At 47.7% G+C, this 20,374-nt stretch carries 24 protein-coding genes; 15 read left to right on the top strand and 9 right to left on the bottom strand.

The features are described from left to right. Positions 1 to 191 precede the first annotated feature (191 nt). On the top strand, positions 192 to 2,471 hold the full coding sequence (locus U1F02_RS12530; RefSeq protein ID WP_409990742.1) for an EAL domain-containing protein: 2,280 nt from the start codon (positions 192 to 194) through the stop codon (positions 2,469 to 2,471). Positions 2,472 to 2,522: 51 nt separating this feature from the next. Here the strand turns inward: U1F02_RS12530 and rimK are convergent, their stop codons facing one another. Then, positions 2,523 to 3,428: a 30S ribosomal protein S6--L-glutamate ligase gene (rimK, locus tag U1F02_RS12525; protein WP_409990741.1), complete on the bottom strand. Its 906-nt coding sequence runs from the start codon at positions 3,426 to 3,428 to the stop codon at positions 2,523 to 2,525. A 27-nt stretch (positions 3,429 to 3,455) separates the two neighbouring features. Then, complete coding sequence (locus U1F02_RS12520) at positions 3,456 to 3,935, bottom strand: ATP-dependent zinc protease (RefSeq protein WP_409990826.1); 480 nt, start codon at positions 3,933 to 3,935, stop codon at positions 3,456 to 3,458. A gap of 195 nt (positions 3,936 to 4,130) precedes the next feature. Between U1F02_RS12520 and U1F02_RS12515 the strand changes: the two genes are divergently transcribed. Further along, entirely contained in the window at positions 4,131 to 4,334 is a 204-nt protein-coding gene (locus tag U1F02_RS12515) for a PA3496 family putative envelope integrity protein (protein WP_409990740.1), read from the top strand. Between the two features lie 136 nt (positions 4,335 to 4,470). Further along, on the top strand, positions 4,471 to 5,772 hold the full coding sequence (locus U1F02_RS12510; protein ID WP_409990739.1) for a GGDEF domain-containing protein: 1,302 nt from the start codon (positions 4,471 to 4,473) through the stop codon (positions 5,770 to 5,772). A gap of 135 nt (positions 5,773 to 5,907) precedes the next feature. Here U1F02_RS12510 and U1F02_RS12505 read toward each other — a convergent pair whose 3' ends face one another. The 3 genes from U1F02_RS12505 to U1F02_RS12495 form a co-directional block, all read right to left on the bottom strand. Continuing rightward, positions 5,908 to 6,933: a LacI family DNA-binding transcriptional regulator gene (locus U1F02_RS12505; protein WP_409990738.1), complete on the bottom strand. Its 1,026-nt coding sequence runs from the start codon at positions 6,931 to 6,933 to the stop codon at positions 5,908 to 5,910. Between the two features lie 71 nt (positions 6,934 to 7,004). Beyond that, a complete protein-coding gene (gene hda / locus U1F02_RS12500; protein ID WP_409990737.1) occupies positions 7,005 to 7,712 on the bottom strand; it encodes a DnaA regulatory inactivator Hda in 708 nt (235 codons plus the stop codon). A gap of 13 nt (positions 7,713 to 7,725) precedes the next feature. Continuing rightward, a complete protein-coding gene (locus tag U1F02_RS12495; RefSeq protein ID WP_409990736.1) occupies positions 7,726 to 8,328 on the bottom strand; it encodes a DUF2066 domain-containing protein in 603 nt (200 codons plus the stop codon). Between the two features lie 191 nt (positions 8,329 to 8,519). Between U1F02_RS12495 and U1F02_RS12490 the strand changes: the two genes are divergently transcribed. The 6 genes from U1F02_RS12490 (at position 8,520) to slyD (ending at position 13,787) form a co-directional block, all read left to right on the top strand. Continuing rightward, positions 8,520 to 9,782: an MFS transporter gene (locus U1F02_RS12490; RefSeq protein ID WP_409990735.1), complete on the top strand. Its 1,263-nt coding sequence runs from the start codon at positions 8,520 to 8,522 to the stop codon at positions 9,780 to 9,782. Positions 9,783 to 10,044: 262 nt separating this feature from the next. After that, positions 10,045 to 10,488 carry a hypothetical protein gene (locus U1F02_RS12485; RefSeq protein WP_409990734.1) on the top strand — a complete coding sequence of 148 codons (444 nt, stop codon included), beginning with the start codon at positions 10,045 to 10,047 and terminating at the stop codon, positions 10,486 to 10,488. 208 nt (positions 10,489 to 10,696) lie between these two features. Further along, a complete protein-coding gene (gene purM / locus U1F02_RS12480; protein WP_409990733.1) occupies positions 10,697 to 11,752 on the top strand; it encodes a phosphoribosylformylglycinamidine cyclo-ligase in 1,056 nt (351 codons plus the stop codon). A 5-nt stretch (positions 11,753 to 11,757) separates the two neighbouring features. Further along, positions 11,758 to 12,414: a phosphoribosylglycinamide formyltransferase gene (purN, locus tag U1F02_RS12475; RefSeq protein WP_409990732.1), complete on the top strand. Its 657-nt coding sequence runs from the start codon at positions 11,758 to 11,760 to the stop codon at positions 12,412 to 12,414. A gap of 13 nt (positions 12,415 to 12,427) precedes the next feature. Further along, positions 12,428 to 13,138, top strand: coding sequence for a DUF3108 domain-containing protein (locus U1F02_RS12470; RefSeq protein ID WP_409990731.1), 711 nt, complete (start codon positions 12,428 to 12,430; stop codon positions 13,136 to 13,138). A gap of 163 nt (positions 13,139 to 13,301) precedes the next feature. Further along, positions 13,302 to 13,787 carry a peptidylprolyl isomerase gene (gene slyD, locus U1F02_RS12465; protein WP_409990730.1) on the top strand — a complete coding sequence of 162 codons (486 nt, stop codon included), beginning with the start codon at positions 13,302 to 13,304 and terminating at the stop codon, positions 13,785 to 13,787. A gap of 108 nt (positions 13,788 to 13,895) precedes the next feature. Here slyD and U1F02_RS12460 read toward each other — a convergent pair whose 3' ends face one another. Genes U1F02_RS12460 through U1F02_RS12450 form a run of 3 tightly spaced genes read right to left on the bottom strand, consistent with a single transcriptional unit; the run spans position 13,896 to position 15,513 of the window. Next, the gene (locus U1F02_RS12460) at positions 13,896 to 14,081 is read right to left on the bottom strand and encodes a hypothetical protein (RefSeq protein ID WP_409990729.1); all 186 of its coding nucleotides are present in this window, start codon (positions 14,079 to 14,081) and stop codon (positions 13,896 to 13,898) included. After that, on the bottom strand, positions 14,078 to 14,707 hold the full coding sequence (locus tag U1F02_RS12455; protein WP_409990728.1) for a 2OG-Fe(II) oxygenase: 630 nt from the start codon (positions 14,705 to 14,707) through the stop codon (positions 14,078 to 14,080). The genes U1F02_RS12460 and U1F02_RS12455 overlap by 4 nt, the downstream gene beginning before the upstream one ends. Further along, positions 14,704 to 15,513: a class I SAM-dependent methyltransferase gene (locus U1F02_RS12450; protein WP_409990727.1), complete on the bottom strand. Its 810-nt coding sequence runs from the start codon at positions 15,511 to 15,513 to the stop codon at positions 14,704 to 14,706. Before U1F02_RS12450 ends, U1F02_RS12455 begins: the two co-directional genes overlap by 4 nt. Before the next feature lie 158 nt (positions 15,514 to 15,671). Between U1F02_RS12450 and U1F02_RS12445 the strand changes: the two genes are divergently transcribed. The 6 genes from U1F02_RS12445 to U1F02_RS12420 all read left to right on the top strand — a co-directional run bounded on the left by U1F02_RS12445 (position 15,672) and on the right by U1F02_RS12420 (position 19,348). Continuing rightward, entirely contained in the window at positions 15,672 to 16,202 is a 531-nt protein-coding gene (locus U1F02_RS12445) for a DUF2062 domain-containing protein (RefSeq protein WP_409990726.1), read from the top strand. Positions 16,203 to 16,337: 135 nt separating this feature from the next. Continuing rightward, positions 16,338 to 16,835 (top strand): thiol peroxidase, encoded by a 498-nt coding sequence (tpx, locus tag U1F02_RS12440; RefSeq protein WP_409990725.1) that lies wholly within the window; start codon positions 16,338 to 16,340, stop codon positions 16,833 to 16,835. A gap of 78 nt (positions 16,836 to 16,913) precedes the next feature. Further along, positions 16,914 to 17,960, top strand: coding sequence for a helix-turn-helix domain-containing protein (locus U1F02_RS12435; RefSeq protein ID WP_409990724.1), 1,047 nt, complete (start codon positions 16,914 to 16,916; stop codon positions 17,958 to 17,960). A gap of 214 nt (positions 17,961 to 18,174) precedes the next feature. After that, the gene (locus U1F02_RS12430; protein ID WP_409990723.1) at positions 18,175 to 18,543 is read left to right on the top strand and encodes a hypothetical protein; all 369 of its coding nucleotides are present in this window, start codon (positions 18,175 to 18,177) and stop codon (positions 18,541 to 18,543) included. Position 18,544: 1 nt separating this feature from the next. Further along, positions 18,545 to 19,000 (top strand): hypothetical protein, encoded by a 456-nt coding sequence (locus U1F02_RS12425; RefSeq protein ID WP_409990722.1) that lies wholly within the window; start codon positions 18,545 to 18,547, stop codon positions 18,998 to 19,000. A 12-nt stretch (positions 19,001 to 19,012) separates the two neighbouring features. After that, positions 19,013 to 19,348 carry a hypothetical protein gene (locus tag U1F02_RS12420; RefSeq protein ID WP_409990721.1) on the top strand — a complete coding sequence of 112 codons (336 nt, stop codon included), beginning with the start codon at positions 19,013 to 19,015 and terminating at the stop codon, positions 19,346 to 19,348. A 36-nt stretch (positions 19,349 to 19,384) separates the two neighbouring features. On the opposite strand, the gene U1F02_RS12415 is transcribed toward U1F02_RS12420, so the two are convergent. After that, the gene (locus U1F02_RS12415; RefSeq protein WP_409990720.1) at positions 19,385 to 20,299 is read right to left on the bottom strand and encodes a LysR family transcriptional regulator; all 915 of its coding nucleotides are present in this window, start codon (positions 20,297 to 20,299) and stop codon (positions 19,385 to 19,387) included. Positions 20,300 to 20,374 lie beyond the last annotated feature (75 nt).

Here is a 20,374-nt window from a genome sequence, read left to right as displayed (position 1 = left end):
GCCATAAGAGCTGAAGCGACTATAGCCGCGTGGATGTAAGGCAATACAACGCCTTGAATGTGCAAGGCAGCAAGACCGCAACACGCACTTGTGAGCTCAAGGTGCCGTTTATCGCGGTTATCACTATCTGTGTATTAAGTGATCTGCAGGCAGATCCCCTGCCGCTTTACAATCATCCCTAGTGGAATGCTATGCAACATAAAAATAATGCTGTGGAGTTAATTAAAAAGTTTCAGCAACTTTTTACCAATCTAAACCATAAAGAAATTGCTGAACGGCTGGTAAAACTTGTCATCGCTAAAGCAGCTGTGACACGGGCTGTTTTGGTGGTAGAGCGCGATAGCCATTTATATGTAGAGGCCATAGCCTCGCAGCAGGAATCCGACCTATTAGTAAACGGTATCACTACCTCCCTCAATCGCTTGAACTACCTTCCGCACCAGCACATTCATCAGGTTTTTGATTCCGGCAAACCGCAAGCACTGGACACCGATCAAATCCAGCTGCTAGGTGCCATGTTTACCAAAAAAGGCTGTAACGCTTGTTATTTGCACCCTATTTTGGAAAACAACAAAACCATCGCCGTCTTCTATATGGAAGCCGAGCAAGGTTTAGCCGGTTTGATCAAAGCGGTGAATGAATTGGATTCCGTTTGGACATTCAGCTCATTACTGGTGCGCCAAGTTATTGATATGTGGCACCACGAAGAGCAGTCAGAGCGATTCCGGTTGGCCGAACAAGCTTTGTGGGCGAGCGAAACTTATCTCAATGCCATTTTGCGTTTTTCACCTGCGCTGATTTCCGTTAAAGATCTGGACGGCAACGTGGTGCTCGCCTCTGAACATTTTAAACAGATGGCGAATATCGACGAGACGGGTTTTGTCGGCAAAAACGTGTTTGATGTCTACCCCAAAGATGTTGCCCAATCTATTTGCGATATAGACACCGCCACCAAAACCAAGCAACAAACTTTTGAAGTTGAACTGGATTTGATGCACAAAGACGGCAGCATGCACACCTATTTAATGGTGAAGTTTCCGCTGCGCGGCAAAGACAATCGCGTATTTGGTGTGTGCACAATCGGTACCGATATTTCCGAACGCAAGCTGGCAGAGAATGCCTTACGCGAACAGCAATCGCGCCTGAACTATATGGCATTCCACGATGCCCTCACCGGTTTACCAAACCGATCTTTGTTTTACGATCGTATCTATCACGGATTGGCGCGCGCCCGTCGCGCCAATTCAAAAGTCGCTTTGATGTTGCTCGACATAGATCGCTTTAAAAACATTAACGACAGTCTCGGTCACGACGCAGGCGACCTTATGCTCAAGGCCATATCAACCCGCTTAAACGAAGGCGTACGCGATATGGATACGGTTGCGCGTTTGGGTGGCGACGAGTTTGTTGTGGTTCTGGAAGGCGTACATGATTTAGAAGACGTGATGTTTGTTGCCAACAAATTATTGGTAACGCTCGCACGTCCCATGGAAATTAGCGGCCACGAAATTACGTCTACTGTAAGTATTGGCGTCAGTATTTTCCCCGAAGACGGCCAAGACACGGACGAGCTACTTAAGAATGCCGATATTGCTATGTACAAGGCAAAAGAAGCAGGAAAAAACAATTGCCAGTTCTACACCAAAGGCATGAACGCCACGGCGGTAAATGATTTGCGCCGCGCCTTGGAATTGAATCAATTCACCTTGCAGTACCAACCACAAATTGATTTGAAAACGGGCGATCTCATGGGCGTTGAAGCGCTCGTTCGCTGGCAGCATCCTGAACGCGGTTTGGTGTCACCCGCGCATTTTATTCCGCTGGCAGAAGAAACCGGCTTGATTGTTCCTATCGGCGAATGGGTATTACGCGAAGCCTGTCGTCAAACAAAAGTCTGGTTAGATGCAGGTAAAAAGATTGGCAAAATTGCAGTGAATTTGTCGCCACGTCAATTCCGACAAAAGAATTTTCCCGGCAAAGTCGAAGCTATTTTGCGAGAAACCCAACTGCCGCCGGAATATCTGGAATTGGAAATTACCGAGAGCTGCGCGATGGAGCATGCGGGCGAAACTATCAACCAGCTAAATCAACTCAATCAAATGGGTATGTATCTAGCGATTGATGATTTTGGCACGGGTTATTCCTCGCTCGCCTATTTGCAACGCTTCCCTATCCAAAAATTGAAAATCGACCGCAGCTTTGTGAACGATATTCACGACGACATGAACGATGCCGCAATTACCAAAACCATTATTGGTCTTGCGCACAGCATGCAGTTGCGTGTGGTTGCTGAAGGTGTTGAGACGGAGCATCAAGCAGAATGGTTGCGCCAACGTGGATGTGATCAGGCACAGGGATTCCTGTACGCCAAACCTATGTCACCCAAACAATTTGAAAGCCATTTTCACGGTGGACGCTTCTGTTTCGATGGAACCGTGATTCCGCTCGAAAACTATAAGATGGGCGCTTAAGAAACCATTATCTGACCTGCTGATTATTCCCAAGCGCGCGCTTGGGAATAATTAACCTTTTCCTTTGGTTTTGGTGTTATTTGGTCGCGCATTTTCTTCAATGAAGGCGATGATCATATCGGCGATATTTTTCTTGGTGGTTGTTTCTATTCCCTCCAAACCCGGCGATGAATTTACCTCCATCACCAAGGGGCCACGGCTGGAGCGCAGCAAATCCACACCGGCCACTTGCAGCCCCATGGTTTGCGCCGCCTTAAGCGCGGTGCTGCGTTCTTCCGGCGTGAGTTTGGTGACCTTCGCGGTTCCGCCTCGGTGTAAGTTAGAACGAAACTCACCCTCCTGCGCGGTGCGCTGCATAGCCGCAACAATCTTTCCGCCAACGACAAAGCAGCGCACATCACTTCCATTGGCTTCTTTAATAAACTCCTGCACCAAAAACTCTGCACGCAACTCGCGAAAGGCTTCGATAACGCTCTCAGCTGCTTTAGACGTTTCTGCCAACACAATCCCTCTACCCTGCGTTCCTTCGCACAACTTAAGTACCAAGGGCGCGCCGCCAACCAGCTTAATCAACTCTTTGGTGTCGTGAACATTGTAGGCGAAGCTGGTTTTAGGAAGGCCGATCCCTTTTCGTGACAACAATTGCAATGCACGCAACTTATCCCGCGAGCGACCAAGCGCCACAGACTCGGTTAAACAATAAACGCCCATCATTTCGAACTGGCGAATAACGGCAAGGCCGTAATGGGTCACGGACGCGCCAATGCGAGGAATAACCGCATCAAAACCCTCCAACTTTTCGCCCATGTACCAAATCGCTGGGCTGGCAGAGGTGATGTCCATGTAGCACTTGAGAATGTCGATAACACGCACCTCGTGCCCACGGGCAAGCCCAGCTTCCACCAAACGCTTGGTGGAATAGAGATGACGGTTGCGCGACAAAATAGCTATTTTCATAAAATATCCGAGAAGTGAAACGGCCTGCTATTCAGCGTAAGCAGGCGCATTCAGAGGAGGATGGGATTTGTTCCCACCCAAAACAAACGATCGTCCGCTGTCTACCACAAAGAACCGCTTGAGGGCACTACGCCCCAATAACATGCGGAAAATCATAGTTTCACGGTCCGTAAGGGTCAGTTCGATGACGCGCACTTGGTTATCTATCACCACAGTGGTTTCTATGACTGGGCGCATCTCAGCATGGCCGCCAGAGTCTGTAACGCGGCGAATCTCTTTAATGGGAGCCTCACAGTGGACGGCATCGTCCAGCGAAGCCTGTAAAGGGTGAACGCCAAACCTAACCCAGGGCGCACCGCTGCGCTCAAACTGCTCGACATAATACGAATGGAGCGCGCTGGTTTTGGCTCCCGTATCAACCTTGGCTTTGATATGGGGAATGGCGAGATCAGGGAGTGCAACCCACTCCCGCCAACCGAGCACTCGCTTTTGGCTTTCGATTTGCATCTCTGCCACTATTGAAACTCCGTAAGTTATGCCCAGATTGAACACATTATAGAGGTCTTATGACCGCTTATTCCCGAGATGCGCTAAAAGAAAAATCTCTGAGCTTTTTTAACATTTTTCTTTTTTTTTAAATTGGCCTATGGTAAATAGCGCGGGTCAAATTTATCCACCTAAACCTGTTACTGGAGCATACACATGTCTGTTGATGTAGACACTCAAGATTCGGATTTAATTGGCGATGCAAGTATGGAAGTTGAGGATGATGTAGCCCCAAAGCTAACTGGCAAAGAAGCCAGCCAACACACACTCGAAATGCGCCGTAAACTCGAAGACCGCCTGGAACGCAAGCGCATTAAAGACCAACTCGGTTACGACGATATTTCAGACCTCGATTTCTAATCTCTTCTAATGTTTAAGAAGGCTTCAATTAACTCAGTTGGAGCCTTTTCCTCCCATCAACCTAAGCCCACGCCCGGTTGCAAATACGGGTTTATCAACTAGTATTCAGCACTATAAGACGGCTAAAAGGCTCAAGATGTTGAAACGATGGCGCTTGGAGATAGTGTTAACTTTAATGGTGTTGCTAACCTTGGTTGCCATCATTGCAGAAAAGAAAATTCTCCAGTCTTCCATTAGCATCACCCCACAAAGCGGTTACTTTACCGAGGTTTATGACGATAAACGCAACGGCGGAAACAGCATCTCCAAGATTCTTAACCCTCAAAACTTTGAATGGCGCTGCACGCTGCGTGATGCTTTCGCCTACCCTTACTGCGGCTTTGAGATTTTCTTTGACCCTAAGCGAGAGCACGGAGTCGACTTAAGCAATTACAATAAAGTCCGTATCTGGATGGATTACAAAGGGCCCAACAAAACCCTGCGTGTTTACCTTCGCAATTTCGATCCGCTTTACAGCTCTCCCGATATTGAGCCCAGCACAAAATACAATCAAATTGAGTTTTCGACAGATTTGCTGAAAGACCAGTACCTCGAGTTTTCACTAAAAGACTTTTTTGTGGCGGATTGGTGGTTGGTGGAATACAACATTCCTCCAGAACTAAGTCATCCACAATTCGACAATATTATTTTGTTTGAAATACAGACAGGTTCCAAAGAGCCGCTAGGCGAACACAACTTTCATTTGAAAAAGGTTGAGCTGATCGGCCAACGGTTGCCCACTGAAAAATGGTACTTGTTAATTATGTTGGCTTGGCTGGGTAGCATAGTGATATTCCTCGGCTACCGCATTACCTCGCTGACCAGCCAAGTGCACTCACAGAAAAAGCGTGAGGCGGAATTATTGGAAATTAATTCCCTATTGGATTTGCGCAGTAAACAATTGGAAGAGAAAAGTAAAACAGATGCGTTGACAGGTGCGTTCAACCGCGAAGGTATTGAAGAGGCTATACGTATAGGTTTGTGGGAGTGGCGCAGCCAGAATAAACCCCTATCTCTTATACTTATGGATATTGATCATTTCAAAAAGATTAATGACCAATATGGCCATTCAGTGGGCGATAAAGTGCTATCCAGCCTCTCTCAAATTGTAAAAGGCCATATTCGCAGTAACGATTTATTTGCGCGCTGGGGCGGCGAAGAGTTTGTATTGGTTTGTCGCAACACCAAGATTGAACAAGCGCAACTTATTGCTGAGAAAACACGCGAGCTTATTGCCTCGTACGAATTCAACGATGGTGTACGTGTAACTGCGAGCTTCGGTGTTGCCACCTTAAGCGCCAACGAAACTCTTGAACAATTATTCAACAACGCAGACAAGGCTCTGTACCAAGCCAAAAATAACGGACGAAATAAAGTTGTCACTGCAGACATTTTCTAATACTAAAAGGCAAGCACATCCGATAAAAAGCGCGGGACAACACTAAACTACTCGCCGACCCAAATACCCATGGCTCCTTAAACCGAGAATATGTGCACCGGAACAAAAAAATGTATTGATTTATAGGACTGCGTCTCAATTAGATTTCTTAGGTGCAACACCCGTAGACTCACGCACAATAATCGTTGAGGTCAGCATACTTGCAGGCAGCTGAACATCTTTCCCACGCAATTGTTTAATCAATAACTCAGTCGCTTTTTTTGCCATAGGCTGAATGGGTTGACGTACGGTTGTTAGTGCAGGCCAAATTTGGTGTGCGACGGGCGTATCGTCAAAACCGGCGACCGATAATTCTTGCGGAATTTTAATGCCCATTTGATGGGCAACCATCATCACACCTGCAGCCATGTCATCGTTAGCCGCAAAAATTGCCGTGGGGCGAGATTTCTTTTGCAATAATTTGCGCGCGCAGGCTTCGCCCGATTCGAATGAATTTAAGCCCTTCTCAACCAACTCAGCTGAAATCGGAATATTGTTTTCAATTAGCGCAGCTTTGTAACCGTCGTAACGCAAAGTCACAGCGCGGTGATCCGGGTGGCCGCAAATAAAACCTATGCGTTTATGACCGAGAGCAATCAGTTTACAAGTCATATCGTAAGATGCTTCCTGATCGTTGGTTTCCACGTAGGGTGACAAGCTTTTATTTTCCGTAGGCGCAACGCGTACAAAGGGAACAGACATTTTCTTGAGCGCTGCCATTAAAGCAAGGTTGTCCGAAATCGGCGGAGTGAGCATAACGCCGTCGATACGTTTGTCGCGCATGAGGTCGACAATTTCTTGAGTGATGTTTGGGTCTTGGTGATTGCAAGGGTGAACAAGCAATTCGTAACCTTCAGGGCGGCAGACGTCGAGCGCACCTTCCTGAATATCCAACACGTAGTGCGCTGAGGGAATTCCGTATAACAAACCTAACAGATAGGAACGATTGCCTGCCAAACTACGCGCAGACAAATTGGGGCGGTAATCCAACTGCGCAACGGCGGCTTCTACTTTTTCACGCGTCGCGGGCCTCACGTTGGGTTCTTTATTCATTACTCGCGAGACAGTTTTCATGGAGACGCCTGCAAGCGCAGCTACATCATCAATTGTCGCCTTGGCCACAATGCACCACCTGTTATTATTAGATTGGAAATGATCCCTTAGTGATCACGTTTTTTGTTACTGATCTAAATCTATAAGCCCAAAATTTTCTTCACAAACGGAATCGTTAATTTGCGCTGCTCAGCAAGCGATGCATGATCCAAGCGATTCAACTGCCAAAACAATTCGTACATATCGCGCGGCAAACGTTGGATTATGTAAGCCGCAACATCGTCACTCAGCTCCAACCCACGTGCCTTTGCGCGGAACTGCAACGCAGCTTGTTTTTCATTATCATCCAAGGTTTGAACGTGAAAGGTTGCGCCCCACTGCAAACGGGATTTTAAATCAGGCAAATTCACCGGCAGCTCTTGCGGGCCTTGTACGGCAGATACCACTAACAACTTCCCAGCATCCCGCATGCGGTTGAACAAATGGAACAAGGCCAACTCCCACTCGGGGCGATTGATGATTTCTTCCAGCGCGTCCAGCACAACCAAATCCAATTCTTCCAAACCCACAAACAATTCGTCCGGCGCGTAGCCTGCTAAATCAAACAGCGGAAAATACTGGAAGCTTTTTTGCAAACTCTGCGCGTGATGGCAAGCCGCCTGCAACAAATGTGTTAGGCCGCTGCCGGTCGCACCCCACAAAAAAATAAACGGCTCGTTCGCGGTTTCAATTTGCTGGCGCAAGCTCGCCACAATCTGCGCGTTGGTTGATTCAACGGGCGCATAAAAATTTTCAAAGGTGGCGTCGTCGTTAAGGCTAACGCCCAGCGAAAGTTGCTGCGGATTCATCCTTTAAAACCTATCAATTCTGCCAGCGAAAGGTTAGAGACTCTTTTGTGTCGCCCACTACAGGTTGCAAACGGCCAGCGGCGCTCAAGGTGGTAGAAAGCATTTGGGCATCGCCATCGAGCGTGATGTCGAATTGCAGCATATCTTTTTCCACACTGTGCAAACTTAAACTACGAATCATGCCCACAGTTTTCAAATAGGCTTGCACTTGCTTGAAGCTCGCAAAGTCTTTTACGCCAGTCACATAGAGTTTGGATCCCTGCGTTGAGCTGGCACTGGTGGCAATAATTTGCGCTTTTTGAAGCAGGGTTTGAATGGCTTGTTGAGAGTAATTTAGAACGATGGTTTTGTCGGAGGTGTAGCTGAATTTGGAAAGATAGTTAGGAGCCTCGCTAAGCGCTTGGCGAACCAGAGGATGTTGCAACGCGGCCGAATCGCCCGCTACCCGCGTAATCACCTCGCCCAAATTTGCTTTGGCAGCGGCGATGCGCTCAGCTTCCGATTGATTGGCAACGGTGGCCTCTATGCGATAAATGTCGATGTTCAATTGCGCCCATGCGCTTAGCGACGCGCTCATGGATAAAAGACTAAACACTAACACGGCGATTCGGGCCACAGCTAACTCCTGCCATTCGGTTCTTGTGCAAAGCGCCCATTGTACAGGCTTGGATTTCGTTTGGGTGAAATCCCCGCACAGCGCGCGAGCCGCACGGAAATTTAGTAGACGTAAGCCAGCTAAATTTTTGTACAATGCGCGCGTCTGCCAGCGGCAGCAATCCGTGCATTTAACCCAATAAAGATAAAATCATGACCACGACCATCGAACAAAACGCCTCCCCCGACGCCCAGAAAAAAGTTATCACAACCACTATCTTGGTCGCCGCGCTGGGTTACTTTGTGGATATCTACGACCTTCTCTTGTTTCTCATCGTCGGCAAGAAAAGCTTGGTCGAACTCTACCCCCAATGGGCAGACCAGCCGATTCTGATCGAAAAATTCCAACACCTGTTGGATTTGCAAATGCTGGGCATGCTGATTGGCGGCGTGCTCTGGGGCGTGATTGGCGATAAAAAGGGCAGGCTGGCCGTACTCTTTGGCAGCATCATTCTTTATTCAGTCGCCAACTTGCTGAACGCCTTTGTCACCAATATGACCAGCTATGAAATTCTGCGCTTTATCGCGGGTGTTGGTTTGGCGGGCGAGCTGGGCGCGGGCATCACGCTGGTAAGCGAGTTGATGGACAAAAACAAACGCGGTATTGGCACCATGATTGTTGCGTCCGTTGGCGTGTTCGGAGCCGTGGTTGCCGGTACCATTTCGCAATTTGTGAGCTGGCAAACCTGTTACATCATTGGCGGGCTTTTAGGTATCGCCCTCTTGTTCCTCCGCATCGGTTTGTTTGAAAGCAAGATGTTCAACAAAGCTCACGACGCAAACATCCCGCAAGGCAACTTCTTTATGATGTTCAATAAGGGCGAGCGTTTTGCGCGCCTGCTGATTTGCGTATTGGTCGGCCTACCCTTGTGGTTTGTTGTCGGCCTGCTGGTTGCCCGCGCGCCGGAAATCGCCAAAATCCTGCACGTACAAGGCGCTATCCAACAAGCCTATTGCATCATGGCTGCCTACGGCGGACTCGTAATCGGTGATTTCGCCTGCGGCGGTTTAAGCCAAATTCTACGTAGCCGCAAAAAAGCCTTGCTGATTTTCTACGGCCTTTGCACCTTTATGATGGTCACTTACCTTAATCTGGAAGCCGTAACCAACACGACCTTCTACGTCGCCATCTTTTTGCTCGGCGTTTCGGTGGGCTTTTGGGCCGTATTCGTCACCAACGCCTCCGAACAATTCGGCACCAACCTGCGCGCAACCGCCGCCACCAGCGTACCCAACTTCGTTCGCGGCTCGCTCGTACCCATCGCTTGGTGTTATTCGTTAGTGTTGGGCGCCAACAATGGCGATGTTATTAAAAGCTTTTACTACCTGGGCGGTGGAGTGATGTTGATTACACTGATTGCGCTCTATTTTGCGAAAGAAACCTTTGGCAGGGATTTGGACTTTTACGAGAAGTAGGTTTTGTAGGGCGTATTTAAAGCGCAGCGTACGACTGCATGGATGCAGGAGGTACCCCTAACACGATGTTAGGGGATTCAGCCGCGTCTGGAACTTGCGGCTGTTGAGCGAAGCAGGAGGCCAGAGCCGAATACGCCTATTTGCGTATGATTAAAAATACGGCGCACCACGCTTTGCTTTAGGCGCGCCCTAGGTGGTACGCCGTACACGGTAGCCCCCTAGAAATGTTCGTTCAAAAATATCTACTGATAGGGACTCAAAAATGAAAAAAATCATTGTTGCTATTTTTGTCGGAATTGGGCTACTAGGTTGTTTAACTTTATATTACGTACACAATAAGAAAATTGCTGCCATTAATTATTCCAATCAAATACTTGGCGATATAAAGGATGATTTGCAGACATGGAGCTATGTAAGAAGCAATGATGTCAATATTAAGAAAAATTATTCGAGATCTATAGTCAACAAGTTGATCAGGGTTGTCATACTGAAACCCGAGGTTGTAAAGCTGGATGGAAACTCGTTGGAAACTATTTGTCTTTTAAGAGCAACTGAGTATCAAAAGTTAATTGAACTGTACGATGTTAATGATCACGCAAAATTGGTTTTGATGTACTTAGACGACATTAGGGAAGACTCAGAGATTGGTTTGAAAAAATTGCAAAAATCCTTGGGCGGATCAGGATGTAGCCCTGTTAAAACTTGAAATTTTAGCTCGGATCAAAAACAAACTACTTCAAGAAGCTAATTTGGGGCAATGCCACCACCCACTAATCAGCACACGATCATACCTATCCGCCCGCCAAGCGCTGCTTTTTCCAGCAGCCAAAACCCACACAAGCTGTTAGAATGGCGGCCTTTTTTAGCCACCCCCTTTTGTCTTACTCCGACTGCATCAGCCTGAGAGCCCCTATATGAGCGAACATCAAAACCCTACTCCATCCTTAAGCTACAAAGACGCTGGCGTTGATATTGAAGCCGGTGATGCGCTGGTTGAACGCATTAAAAGCGTTGCCAAACGCACCAAGCGCCCTGAGGTTATGGGTGGATTGGGTGGTTTTGCGTCTTTGGTGGAGATTCCCGCAGGCTACAAGCAACCGATTCTGGTATCAGGTACCGACGGCGTGGGCACCAAGTTGCGCTTGGCCATGCAGCTGCAAAAGCACGACACCATTGGTATCGACTTGGTGGCTATGTGCGTAAACGACTTGGTGGTTACAGGCGCTGAGCCTTTGTTCTTCCTCGATTACTACGCTACCGGCAAGCTGAATGTAGATGTTGCTGCTTCTGTAGTATCTGGCATTGGCGATGGTTGCGAGTTGGCTGGCTGTGCGCTGGTAGGCGGCGAAACCGCTGAAATGCCCGGTATGTACGAAGGCGAAGATTACGATTTAGCCGGTTTCTGTACCGGTGTTGTTGAGAAATCTGAAATTATCGACGGCAGTAAAGTACAAGCTGGCGATGCCTTGATCGCATTGACCTCAAGCGGCCCACACTCCAACGGCTACTCACTGATCCGTAAAATCATCGACGTAACCAAAGCTGACCTGACCCAAGATTGTGGCGGCCGTCCATTGGGTGATGCGCTCATGGAGCCAACTCGGATTTACGTTAAATCTGTATTGAAGCTTATCAAAGAAAGCCAAGTAAACGCCATGGCGCATATCACTGGCGGCGGCTTGACCGAGAATATCCCCCGCGTTTTGCCGGATGATTGCAAAGCGGTTATCGATACCAAAAGCTGGACTTTCCCACCGGTTTTCCAATTCCTACAAAAAGGCGGCAACGTTAATATCCGCGAAATGTACCGTACCTTTAACTGCGGCGTGGGCATGGTGATTGCTGTTCCTGCGAGCGAAAAAGACAACGCATTGGCGATTTTGAAAGCCGCTGGCGAAACACCTTTCGTGGTCGGCCATATTGCGAAAGCAGTTGGCGATGAGCCACAAGTGGATTTGCAGGGCCTTTAATCTAGATGCAAAAAAAACGCGTTGTTGTTCTTATCTCTGGCGGCGGTAGCAATCTACAAGCATTGATCGATGGCGTTCAAGCTGGCGAGCTGCCGGTGGAGATCGTGGCTGTTATTAGCAATCGCCCCGGTGTTTTAGGCTTAGAACGTGCGGCTAAGGCGGCTATTCCTGCCGATGTGCTCGATCACAAAGCCTTTACCGACCGCGAGAGTTTTGACCGCGCACTTATGGAAAAAATTGACAGCTACTCACCCGACTTGGTGGTACTCGCCGGTTTTATGCGCATACTCACGCCGGAATTTACCCAGCACTATTTGGGCAGGATGCTAAACATCCACCCTTCTCTGCTGCCCAAATTCCAAGGTCTACACACCCATCAACGCGCTATTGATGCGGGCGAAAGTCACCACGGTGTCACCGTGCATTTTGTAACGGCAGAATTAGATGGCGGCCCATCCGTCGTTCAGGCTTGGGTTCCTGTCTTGGCGGAGGACGATGCAACTTCTTTGGCGAAACGCGTGCAGCGACAAGAACACATCATTTATCCGCTCGCGGTTAAGTGGTTTGCGCAAGGCGATATCTGCATGCAAGACGGTAAATGTGTGTTAAACGGTGAACCTTTACCACCCTCGGGGTTCCTAATTAGGTCGGACGAACCTTAATGGGAATTTACCAATGAATCGATTACGCTGGCTGTTTAGTATTTTTTCGTTAGCACTTTCTCACGTGATTTACGCCAGCGAACCGATTACCTTTGACAACACCTACGCTGCAAAACTCTACGGTTTTAATATTGAAGTTACCAGCCGATTAACAGCACAAGGCAGCGGTCTTTACGAATTTTATTTTGACGCCAACGCCGCGCTGGGCCGCGTAACGGAAACCAGTAAATTTAAGTGGGATAGCAAAGACAATTATGCAATTCCACAAGAGTACAACTACAAGCGCAACGGCATAGGCAAAAACCGTAACTTACAGCTCGCATTTGATTGGAACGCTAACCAAGTTAGCAACAGCGAAAAGAAAACGCTGATTCCGCTTGAGCCGGGCAAAAAAATTCAGGACAGCCTGAGCTACCAAGTTCAATTGCATCAGGATTTGGTCGCTGGTAAAAAGAAATTCAGCTATTTCATTACCAACGGCAAAAAAGTCCGCGAGTACAAATTTGAAATTGACGGCGAAGAAGTGCTGGGCACGCCTTTAGGTAAAGTGAACAGTGTCCGCGTCAAACGTGTACAAACCAGCGATGAGCGTGAAACCTACGCGTGGTTTGCTAAAGATTTTCAATACTTGTTAGTCCGTTTACAGCAAGAGGAAAATGGTTCTGCTTACACCATCTATATCAGTAAAGCCTCTATAAACGGCAAAGCAATCGACCACTTTTAACCCAGCTATTACGCTCGGTATTACGGCGTTAAAAATGATTTAAAACATACTCTCCTACTCTAGTAGGCTCCGTTTTTTTAAATCATTTTTGCCTTGTACTACCATCGCTCATGACGCTGGATGATTTACTTATTAATTTTTTATTTAACGATTGGAAATCATTATGAACATTGCAGAAAATTCCGTTGCCAGCATTCACTACACCTTGACCGATAACCAAGGCAAAGTGATCGATTCATCTGAAGGCCAAGAGCCTTTGGCGTATTTGCACGGCGCTGGCAACATTATCCCCGGCTTGGAAAAAGCCTTGGTTGGCAAAACCGTGGGCGATAAATTCAAAGTAAGCATTCCTGCTGCAGAAGCTTACGGCGTGCGCGACGACAACATGGTGCAAGAATTGCCATCTAACATGTTCAGCGGCATCGACAAAATTGAAGTAGGCATGGAATTCCACGCTGAAACTGAACACGGTTTGCAAGTAGTGACCGTAACCAAAGTGGAAGGTGATAACGTGACTATCGATGGCAACCACCCATTAGCTGGCGTTGATTTGACCTTTGATGTTGAAGTTGCCGATGTTCGCTCTGCGACGGAAGAAGAATTGCAACACGGCCACGCACACGGTGCTGGCGGCCATCACCACCACTAAGTTTTAGTGTTGATGACAACAAAAAGGGAACCTTTCGGTTCCTTTTTTTGTTTGAGTCTTACGATTCTATTAAGCCGTCTTATCTCGCTTTTTACCTAGCGTCTGATTTTATCTCGCCTCAACTTTTGTTTCACCGCAGCGCTCGCACACAAACACAGTAACCAGTTTTCCTTCTTTCACATCAAACTTTTTATCGGTTTTGATTTTCCATTTGTGAAAGCCGCTTTTGCATAAGGTTTTGCTTTTGTGTTTTTCAAAAGGTGACGGACGTTTGAACGGCAATATATTACTCATGAAAGTCTACCTTCGTTTACCCGAAACCAACCGGCAATACTTTTGCGCTCGCGGTTTGCAGGCAAGACTTCGTGGGGAAATTTTTCGCTCAGGAATATTACCAAGCGACCAAACACGGGCGATACCTTCTCAATGACTTCTGAGTCAGCTTCGTTGTAAATTAACAGCTCGCCGCCGTTATCCGGCAACCAACTTTCATTTAAATAGTAAACCGTAGAGAGCACACGATTAGAACTTGGCTGCCCGCCTTTAGCGCGGAAGGCATCGAGATGTTTTTTATAAAATGCTCCAACCGGGTAGTGCGCAAAGTGGCTTTCGTAATCAAACAATCCCATAAATAAGCGGCGGTTAAGCCCGGTTTTTAGCGCATCCATCCACTGCAAAAATTGCGTTGTTTCCGGTGAGTTCGCGCTAATCCAGTGAATTTTGTCGGCGCGAATTTTTTCTTCCAGTTGAAAATCCGTTTGGCGGCCAATACCCGCAGTTTTGAACTCGTCTGCTTGCAAGGTTTCAAAAGCGCGCAGCAAACCTCTACCTATGTCAGTAGGCATCGCTTGGTCGCTAATCCAATAGCCAGGTTCGACTAAGGCATCTGCAATTTCATTCAACAAGCTCTCCGGAATCATAAGCGCTCCGGCATTTTTTTCAGGGTGTAAATATCGTAGCGGCTGGATTTACCTTCCAATTGAAATGACGGCGTTTTGTTGGCAATGAAAGGCGCTTTGCGGGGACGCTTCACCACCACACGATAATTTGCCTTGGCGAGCGCTTTTTCCAAGAGCGAATCAGCATCTTCATCTTTGCCTACAACGTGATGGAACGCGGCCATTTCTTTTTTTACGTCCGCTGATTTTTGGCGTTCGGGGAACATGGGGTCGAGGTAAATCACATCGGGGCGCTGTTCATCTGGAATTTCTAAAAGATAATCCTGACTATCCACCTCCAACAATTCCATCCGCGAAATAATTTGCGGTAGCTCAGGGTCATCGTCCATGTAGTCATGGGCGCGCGCTAAACCATCTGCCAGTAAAGCGTGAACGATGGGCGATCGCTCCAAGAGTTGGACATGACAACCTAAAGTCGCAAGCACGAATGCATCTTTGCCCAAGCCCGCGGTTGCATCCAATACCCGTGGATACACGCCTGCTTTTACGCCAACCGCTTTGGCGATCATCTGCCCTTTACCACCGCCGAACTTACGGCGGTGATCCACCGAGCCTTCGGCAAACTCCGCACGAATCGGCCCCGGCGCCTTGCGACCCGTTTGCTGGAGTGAAACACCATCGTCAAACACCATAACAAACTCGGGCTCAGTTAATGCTGCTACGTCTGTATCTTGCTTAAGTGGGCAGCCCAATCGCTCGGCTAAGGCTTGCGCTGGGGGCAACAGCTCGGACGATTGGCAGATAACCCAGAGTTGGTCGCTATTCATAAAAAACTCACGTTGCGGCGTTTGGACGGGCGCGACTATATACAAAAGCCGCACGCCCCGCCAATGCGGTAGGTCAACCAGCGAGCTTGGCCAAGATGATAGAACCTGTCATGAAACTTATGCATAATGCAGCCTCATTTGATAAGTTGTGATTTGTTATGGCGCGTAATTTACTGAAACGCTATTTCCCTACGCCGGAAACAATAAGAAATAACCCCGCGTTACGTATGTTTGACAAGTTTCTGCACGACCCGAACCTGTTTCACCTGAATCGCCATTCTGTGTCCGTCGCCTTCTTCTGGGGATTGTTTATTGCGATCATACCGATTCCCGGCCAAATGCCTTTAGCTGCTCTGGCGGCCGTGGTTTTCCGCTGCAATATGCCTATTGCCGTTGCGCTCGCATGGGTTAGCAACCCTTTTACCACGCCGTTTATTTTGGTGATTAGCTATGCGATTGGCTCGTTCATTTTGCAATCTAAACACCTTTCGTTCGACCCCAACGCTATCACTTTTGAATGGTTTATGAGCAGCGTAGGGATCATCTGGAAACCTGTTTTGCTGGGCTGCATCATCACCGGTTTAATTGCCGGGGCTTTGGGTTATTTTGCGATGCAGCTTTATTGGCGTTGGCATGTAAGCCGCGCATGGAGCAAACGCCGCAAAATGCGGCAGGCGAAAAGTCATTAATCCGCTGCGCTTGATTGCCCGTAGAAGACTGCCAACAGACTATTTGTCAGACCAACACTTGTAATTCTATGCTTGCGCCTCCATCAACCTTGTTCGTTCAACCGCCTTATCCAAAAACCTCAAAGGAGTTTTCCCATGGCAACAGTTACGCTTAAAGGCAATCCATTCCACACTAACGGCGACCTTCCTGCCGTGGGTAGCAAAGCGCCAGCATTTAATTTGGTAAAAACCGATCTTTCCGAAGTAACCGGCGAGAGCTTGGCTGGCAAGCGCGTGGTACTGAATATTTTCCCAAGCGTTGATACACCAACCTGTGCGCAATCAGTTCGCACCTTCAACGCTCAAGCGAGCAGTTTGGATAACACCGTTGTAGTGTGTGCATCGCAAGATTTGCCTTTCGCGTTAGCGCGCTTCTGCGGTGCTGAAGGCTTGAGCAATGTAGTTCCAGCCTCTGCTTTCCGCTCTGATTTTGCGTCTTCTTACGGCGTAAAACTGACTGATGGCCCATTGGCAGGTTTGACCGCTCGCGCCGTTGTGGTGGTTGGTGCTGACGGTAAAGTTCTGCACACTGAATTGGTAAGCGAAATTGCTGACGAGCCAAACTACGACGCAGCTTTGAAAGCTTTGGCCTAATGAGCTAAAAGCCTTGGCGGAAGCCAAGCGCATGTCGGATACTGCGAAGTATCCGACAACAGATCCATAATAATAATTATGCTTAACTCTCTCGTACTTAATTCTCTCGCACTCATCTTTATCGGCTTTTCGATCATCAGTAGCCTGGTGTTGCTGGCTGTTTATTTCTTTAATTACCGCGCCATTGAAAAAAACTGGCGATTAAATTCGAGCTGTTGTGGTTTACTGCTCGGGCTGTGTGCGCTGCAATTTATGCATCTGGCATATCTTCAAGGTTATTTTTCCCTGGTAGACACTTCTATTTACGGAGGGCTGCTATTAATTGCAGCGACGAGCTTTTATTTCTTTGGCCGCGAAATTCTTCAGTTTCAGATGCGTCAAGGTTCCTTGATGTTGCTCGCGTTCCTTCCGTTTTTAGTAGTGCCCTTACTTTCTCCCCGCTCACTGATAACCGTGGCTTTTATCTTGGGGAGTCTATACGCAGTACTTATAAGCCACTTGTTATATGCATTGCGAGCACAGCGAAAGCGCTTTGGTTTGGAGTTTTTAAGTTTTGTGGTCTTTGCGCTTATTGCGCTCCTGTTAGTCTGCATCAGTCTTTTGGCACAAGAGCAGAATTTTTTGATTTATGTTCGGGCTTACTCAGTGTTTATCGGTTTGGGATTTGCCGGTATAACCTATGTACTCCTTAAGTACCCTGATGTTATCCAGAATACCCGCGAAGCCGTAATCGCCAGTTACACGACATCCACCCTAAAGAATGTTGATTGTGATGCTTTAACCAGCAAAATTAAGTCTTTGTTCAATGAGCAAAAATTACATAGAAATGAAGACCTCAGCCTTGCACAAGTGGCAAGTGAGCTCGACTTAACAAGCCACCAAACCTCAGAGCTTATTAATACCCAGCTGGGAATGAGCTTTTCAAAATTGGTACGTGAGTACCGCGTCGCGGATGCTAAACACCAGTTAATTGAGGAACCCAAGGCGTCGATTTTATCCATCAGTTTGAGTGTAGGCTTTAATTCACAATCCAATTTTTATACTGCTTTTCGGGAAATCACCGGCCAAACGCCAGCGCAGTTTCGAAAATCTCACGGCCTAAACAGCGAGAATGCGGATTTTTAAAATTCCATTATTTATATTTCCCTTCGGTTTTATCAAAACGGAATTTTCTAACCCCTTGTGATTGTTAGAAAATAAATTCCCCCTAAAAATATCTATTCCTAAAAGATAAAACTGAACGCATCAAACACTCCCACCCTCCAGAATTTCAATCACTGCAGGCTCATACCTTATCTATCGCCTGCAGCCCCTATTAATTGAAATTACTGGAGAGAAAATGCTAAACACATTCACCTATCTTGCTTACCTGATGGTCAGCGCTTACATCACTCTTGGTGTCGGACGAAGCCTCAATCGTCATGGACTGGTGTTTTTGGCTAATCACTTGGAGGGCAACCGTCGCCTCGCCGAAGCTATTAACGGTTTGTTGCTGATTGGATATTACCTCGTAAATGCGGGCTACATACTGCTCGTACTTAATTGGAATACCTCATCAGACATTGAAGACCTCAACGATTTAATTCGCTTTTTAAGTATGAAACTTGGTTTGGTAACCCTGATGCTAGGCGCCATGCATATGGTGATTTTCTATGTTCTCGCCAACTGGAAACCCGTGAACATAGTTACCTCTATTGAGGAGCAATAAGATGAAACATCTGCTTAAACCAGACTTATGGCCAGCATTTGCAATACTGATTCTGGGCGTAGCTATTCCCTCCGCCTTTTTAAGCTTGGCACCAGAGAACCCTTTATTTGATCGAGATTTGTATTACTGGTACGCCATTTTTTTAACCTTGGGCAGCACCTTGGCAGCCATCAAACTGACCTTTAATCGACTAATCAGCATTAACCCGCACATTAATGAACAATTGATTTTCGAATCAGAGGAAAGCCTGGCAAGACAGCAAGCACTTCTGGGCGCACACTGCAGAACAGCCGAACTTGCCATCATGGGCGTGTCATTGTTTGGACTCGCAGCTGGCACACCACCACAAGATTTAGCCTCTACTTTGCTTTTTAGCAGCCTGCATTTGGGGGTTGTTTTATTTGCCTTAGGCGGATTTGTGATGCTGGTTACCCACCTGAACATGCGCAAACTTTAGTGTGGACGAACCATGAACTCACCAGCCATTAGAAACATCGGTCTCATATGGATTGCTCTTCTGCTCTTCCTCGTGATTCGCGGAATTGAATTAGGCCAACCGCAAGAGAACCATACACCCGAGGTTACTTCTGAGGATCGCTGCAGCAATCTCTGTAGCGATCTTCAAGATAAAGCGTTTGCGCAAACGAACCTGAATGCCAGTAACAACCAACGACTAACGACTGAGGAGATACGTGAAATAGCCATCACCAGAAAGCTTCCCGCTTGGGCGAAAGGCTCCTCCCATAGAAAACTCAGCTTGGAGGAGATCGAGGATATAGTGGCAACCGGGCAATTACCAAAGTGATATGTTCCGGACGTCAGGCAGGGCAAAGATAACTTTTTAAACTTGCTTAACGCCTTGCAGATTTTTTAAGCAATGCGCTTTGGCGAGCTGTAAGAAATCCTGCAGATAGCCGTTATTTAATTGCTCCTCCCGTACAGCTGCATAGAGCGTGGGCCAAATACCTTTTGCGCCCGCGGAACGTACGCTAATCAGTTGTTTGTCTGCATATTCCGCCAACACCCAATTGGGTAAAGCGCAAAGCCCGCGCCCACTTGCAACCAGCTGAACCATCATCAAGGTTAGTTCCGACGTACGAACCGCCAGCGGCTCAACACCAGCGGGGTTCAGAAATTGCCGGAAAACATCCAAGCGACTGCGCTCTACCGGGTAGGTAATGAGCGTTTGGTCAGCTAAGTCTTTGGGTTCCAGATACGGCTTGTTGGCCAGAGGATGCTGGTTGGCAATGCCTAGGTGCATCTCGTAGGAAAAGAGCGGCACATACTCCACGCCTTTGATGAATTGCGGATCTGAGGTAATCACCAAATCTATGTCGCCCTGCGCCAGCGCGGGCAGCGGCTCAAAGGTAAAACCGCCGGAGAAATCCAACTCAATCGCGGGCCATTGATTGCGGAAAATGTCGATGGTGGGCATCAGCCAGTTGAAGCAGCTGTGGCATTCAATCGCCATAAATAGCCGCCCTGCCTCGCCGTGAATTAACTTTTTGATGTCCCGCTCAGCATCTTCCACCCGCGCCAAGACATCTTCGGCAAGTTGTAGCAGCCGCTTTCCAGCCTCACTAAAACGCAAAGGCCGACTTTTGCGGATGAACAATTCGCAGCCGAGCCGAGATTCCAACTCTTTAAGCTGATGCGAAAGTGCCGACTGCGTGAGAAAAACCCGATCAGCTGCCTCCACCAAACTACCGGTTTCGCGCAAAGCTATAAGCGTTTTGAGGTGACGAACTTCTAACATGGCGTAGGCTCCGTAAGAATTGTCCGCATCTTAACATTAATAATTTTCACCTTTAAACTGAAAATTATCAGTTTG

It is taken from the genome of Cellvibrio sp., from assembly GCF_046347455.1.
Classification (GTDB): Bacteria; Pseudomonadota; Gammaproteobacteria; order Pseudomonadales; family Cellvibrionaceae; genus Cellvibrio.
Note: the sequence above shows the minus strand (reverse complement) of the source record. Positions and strands in the feature narration are given on the sequence as shown.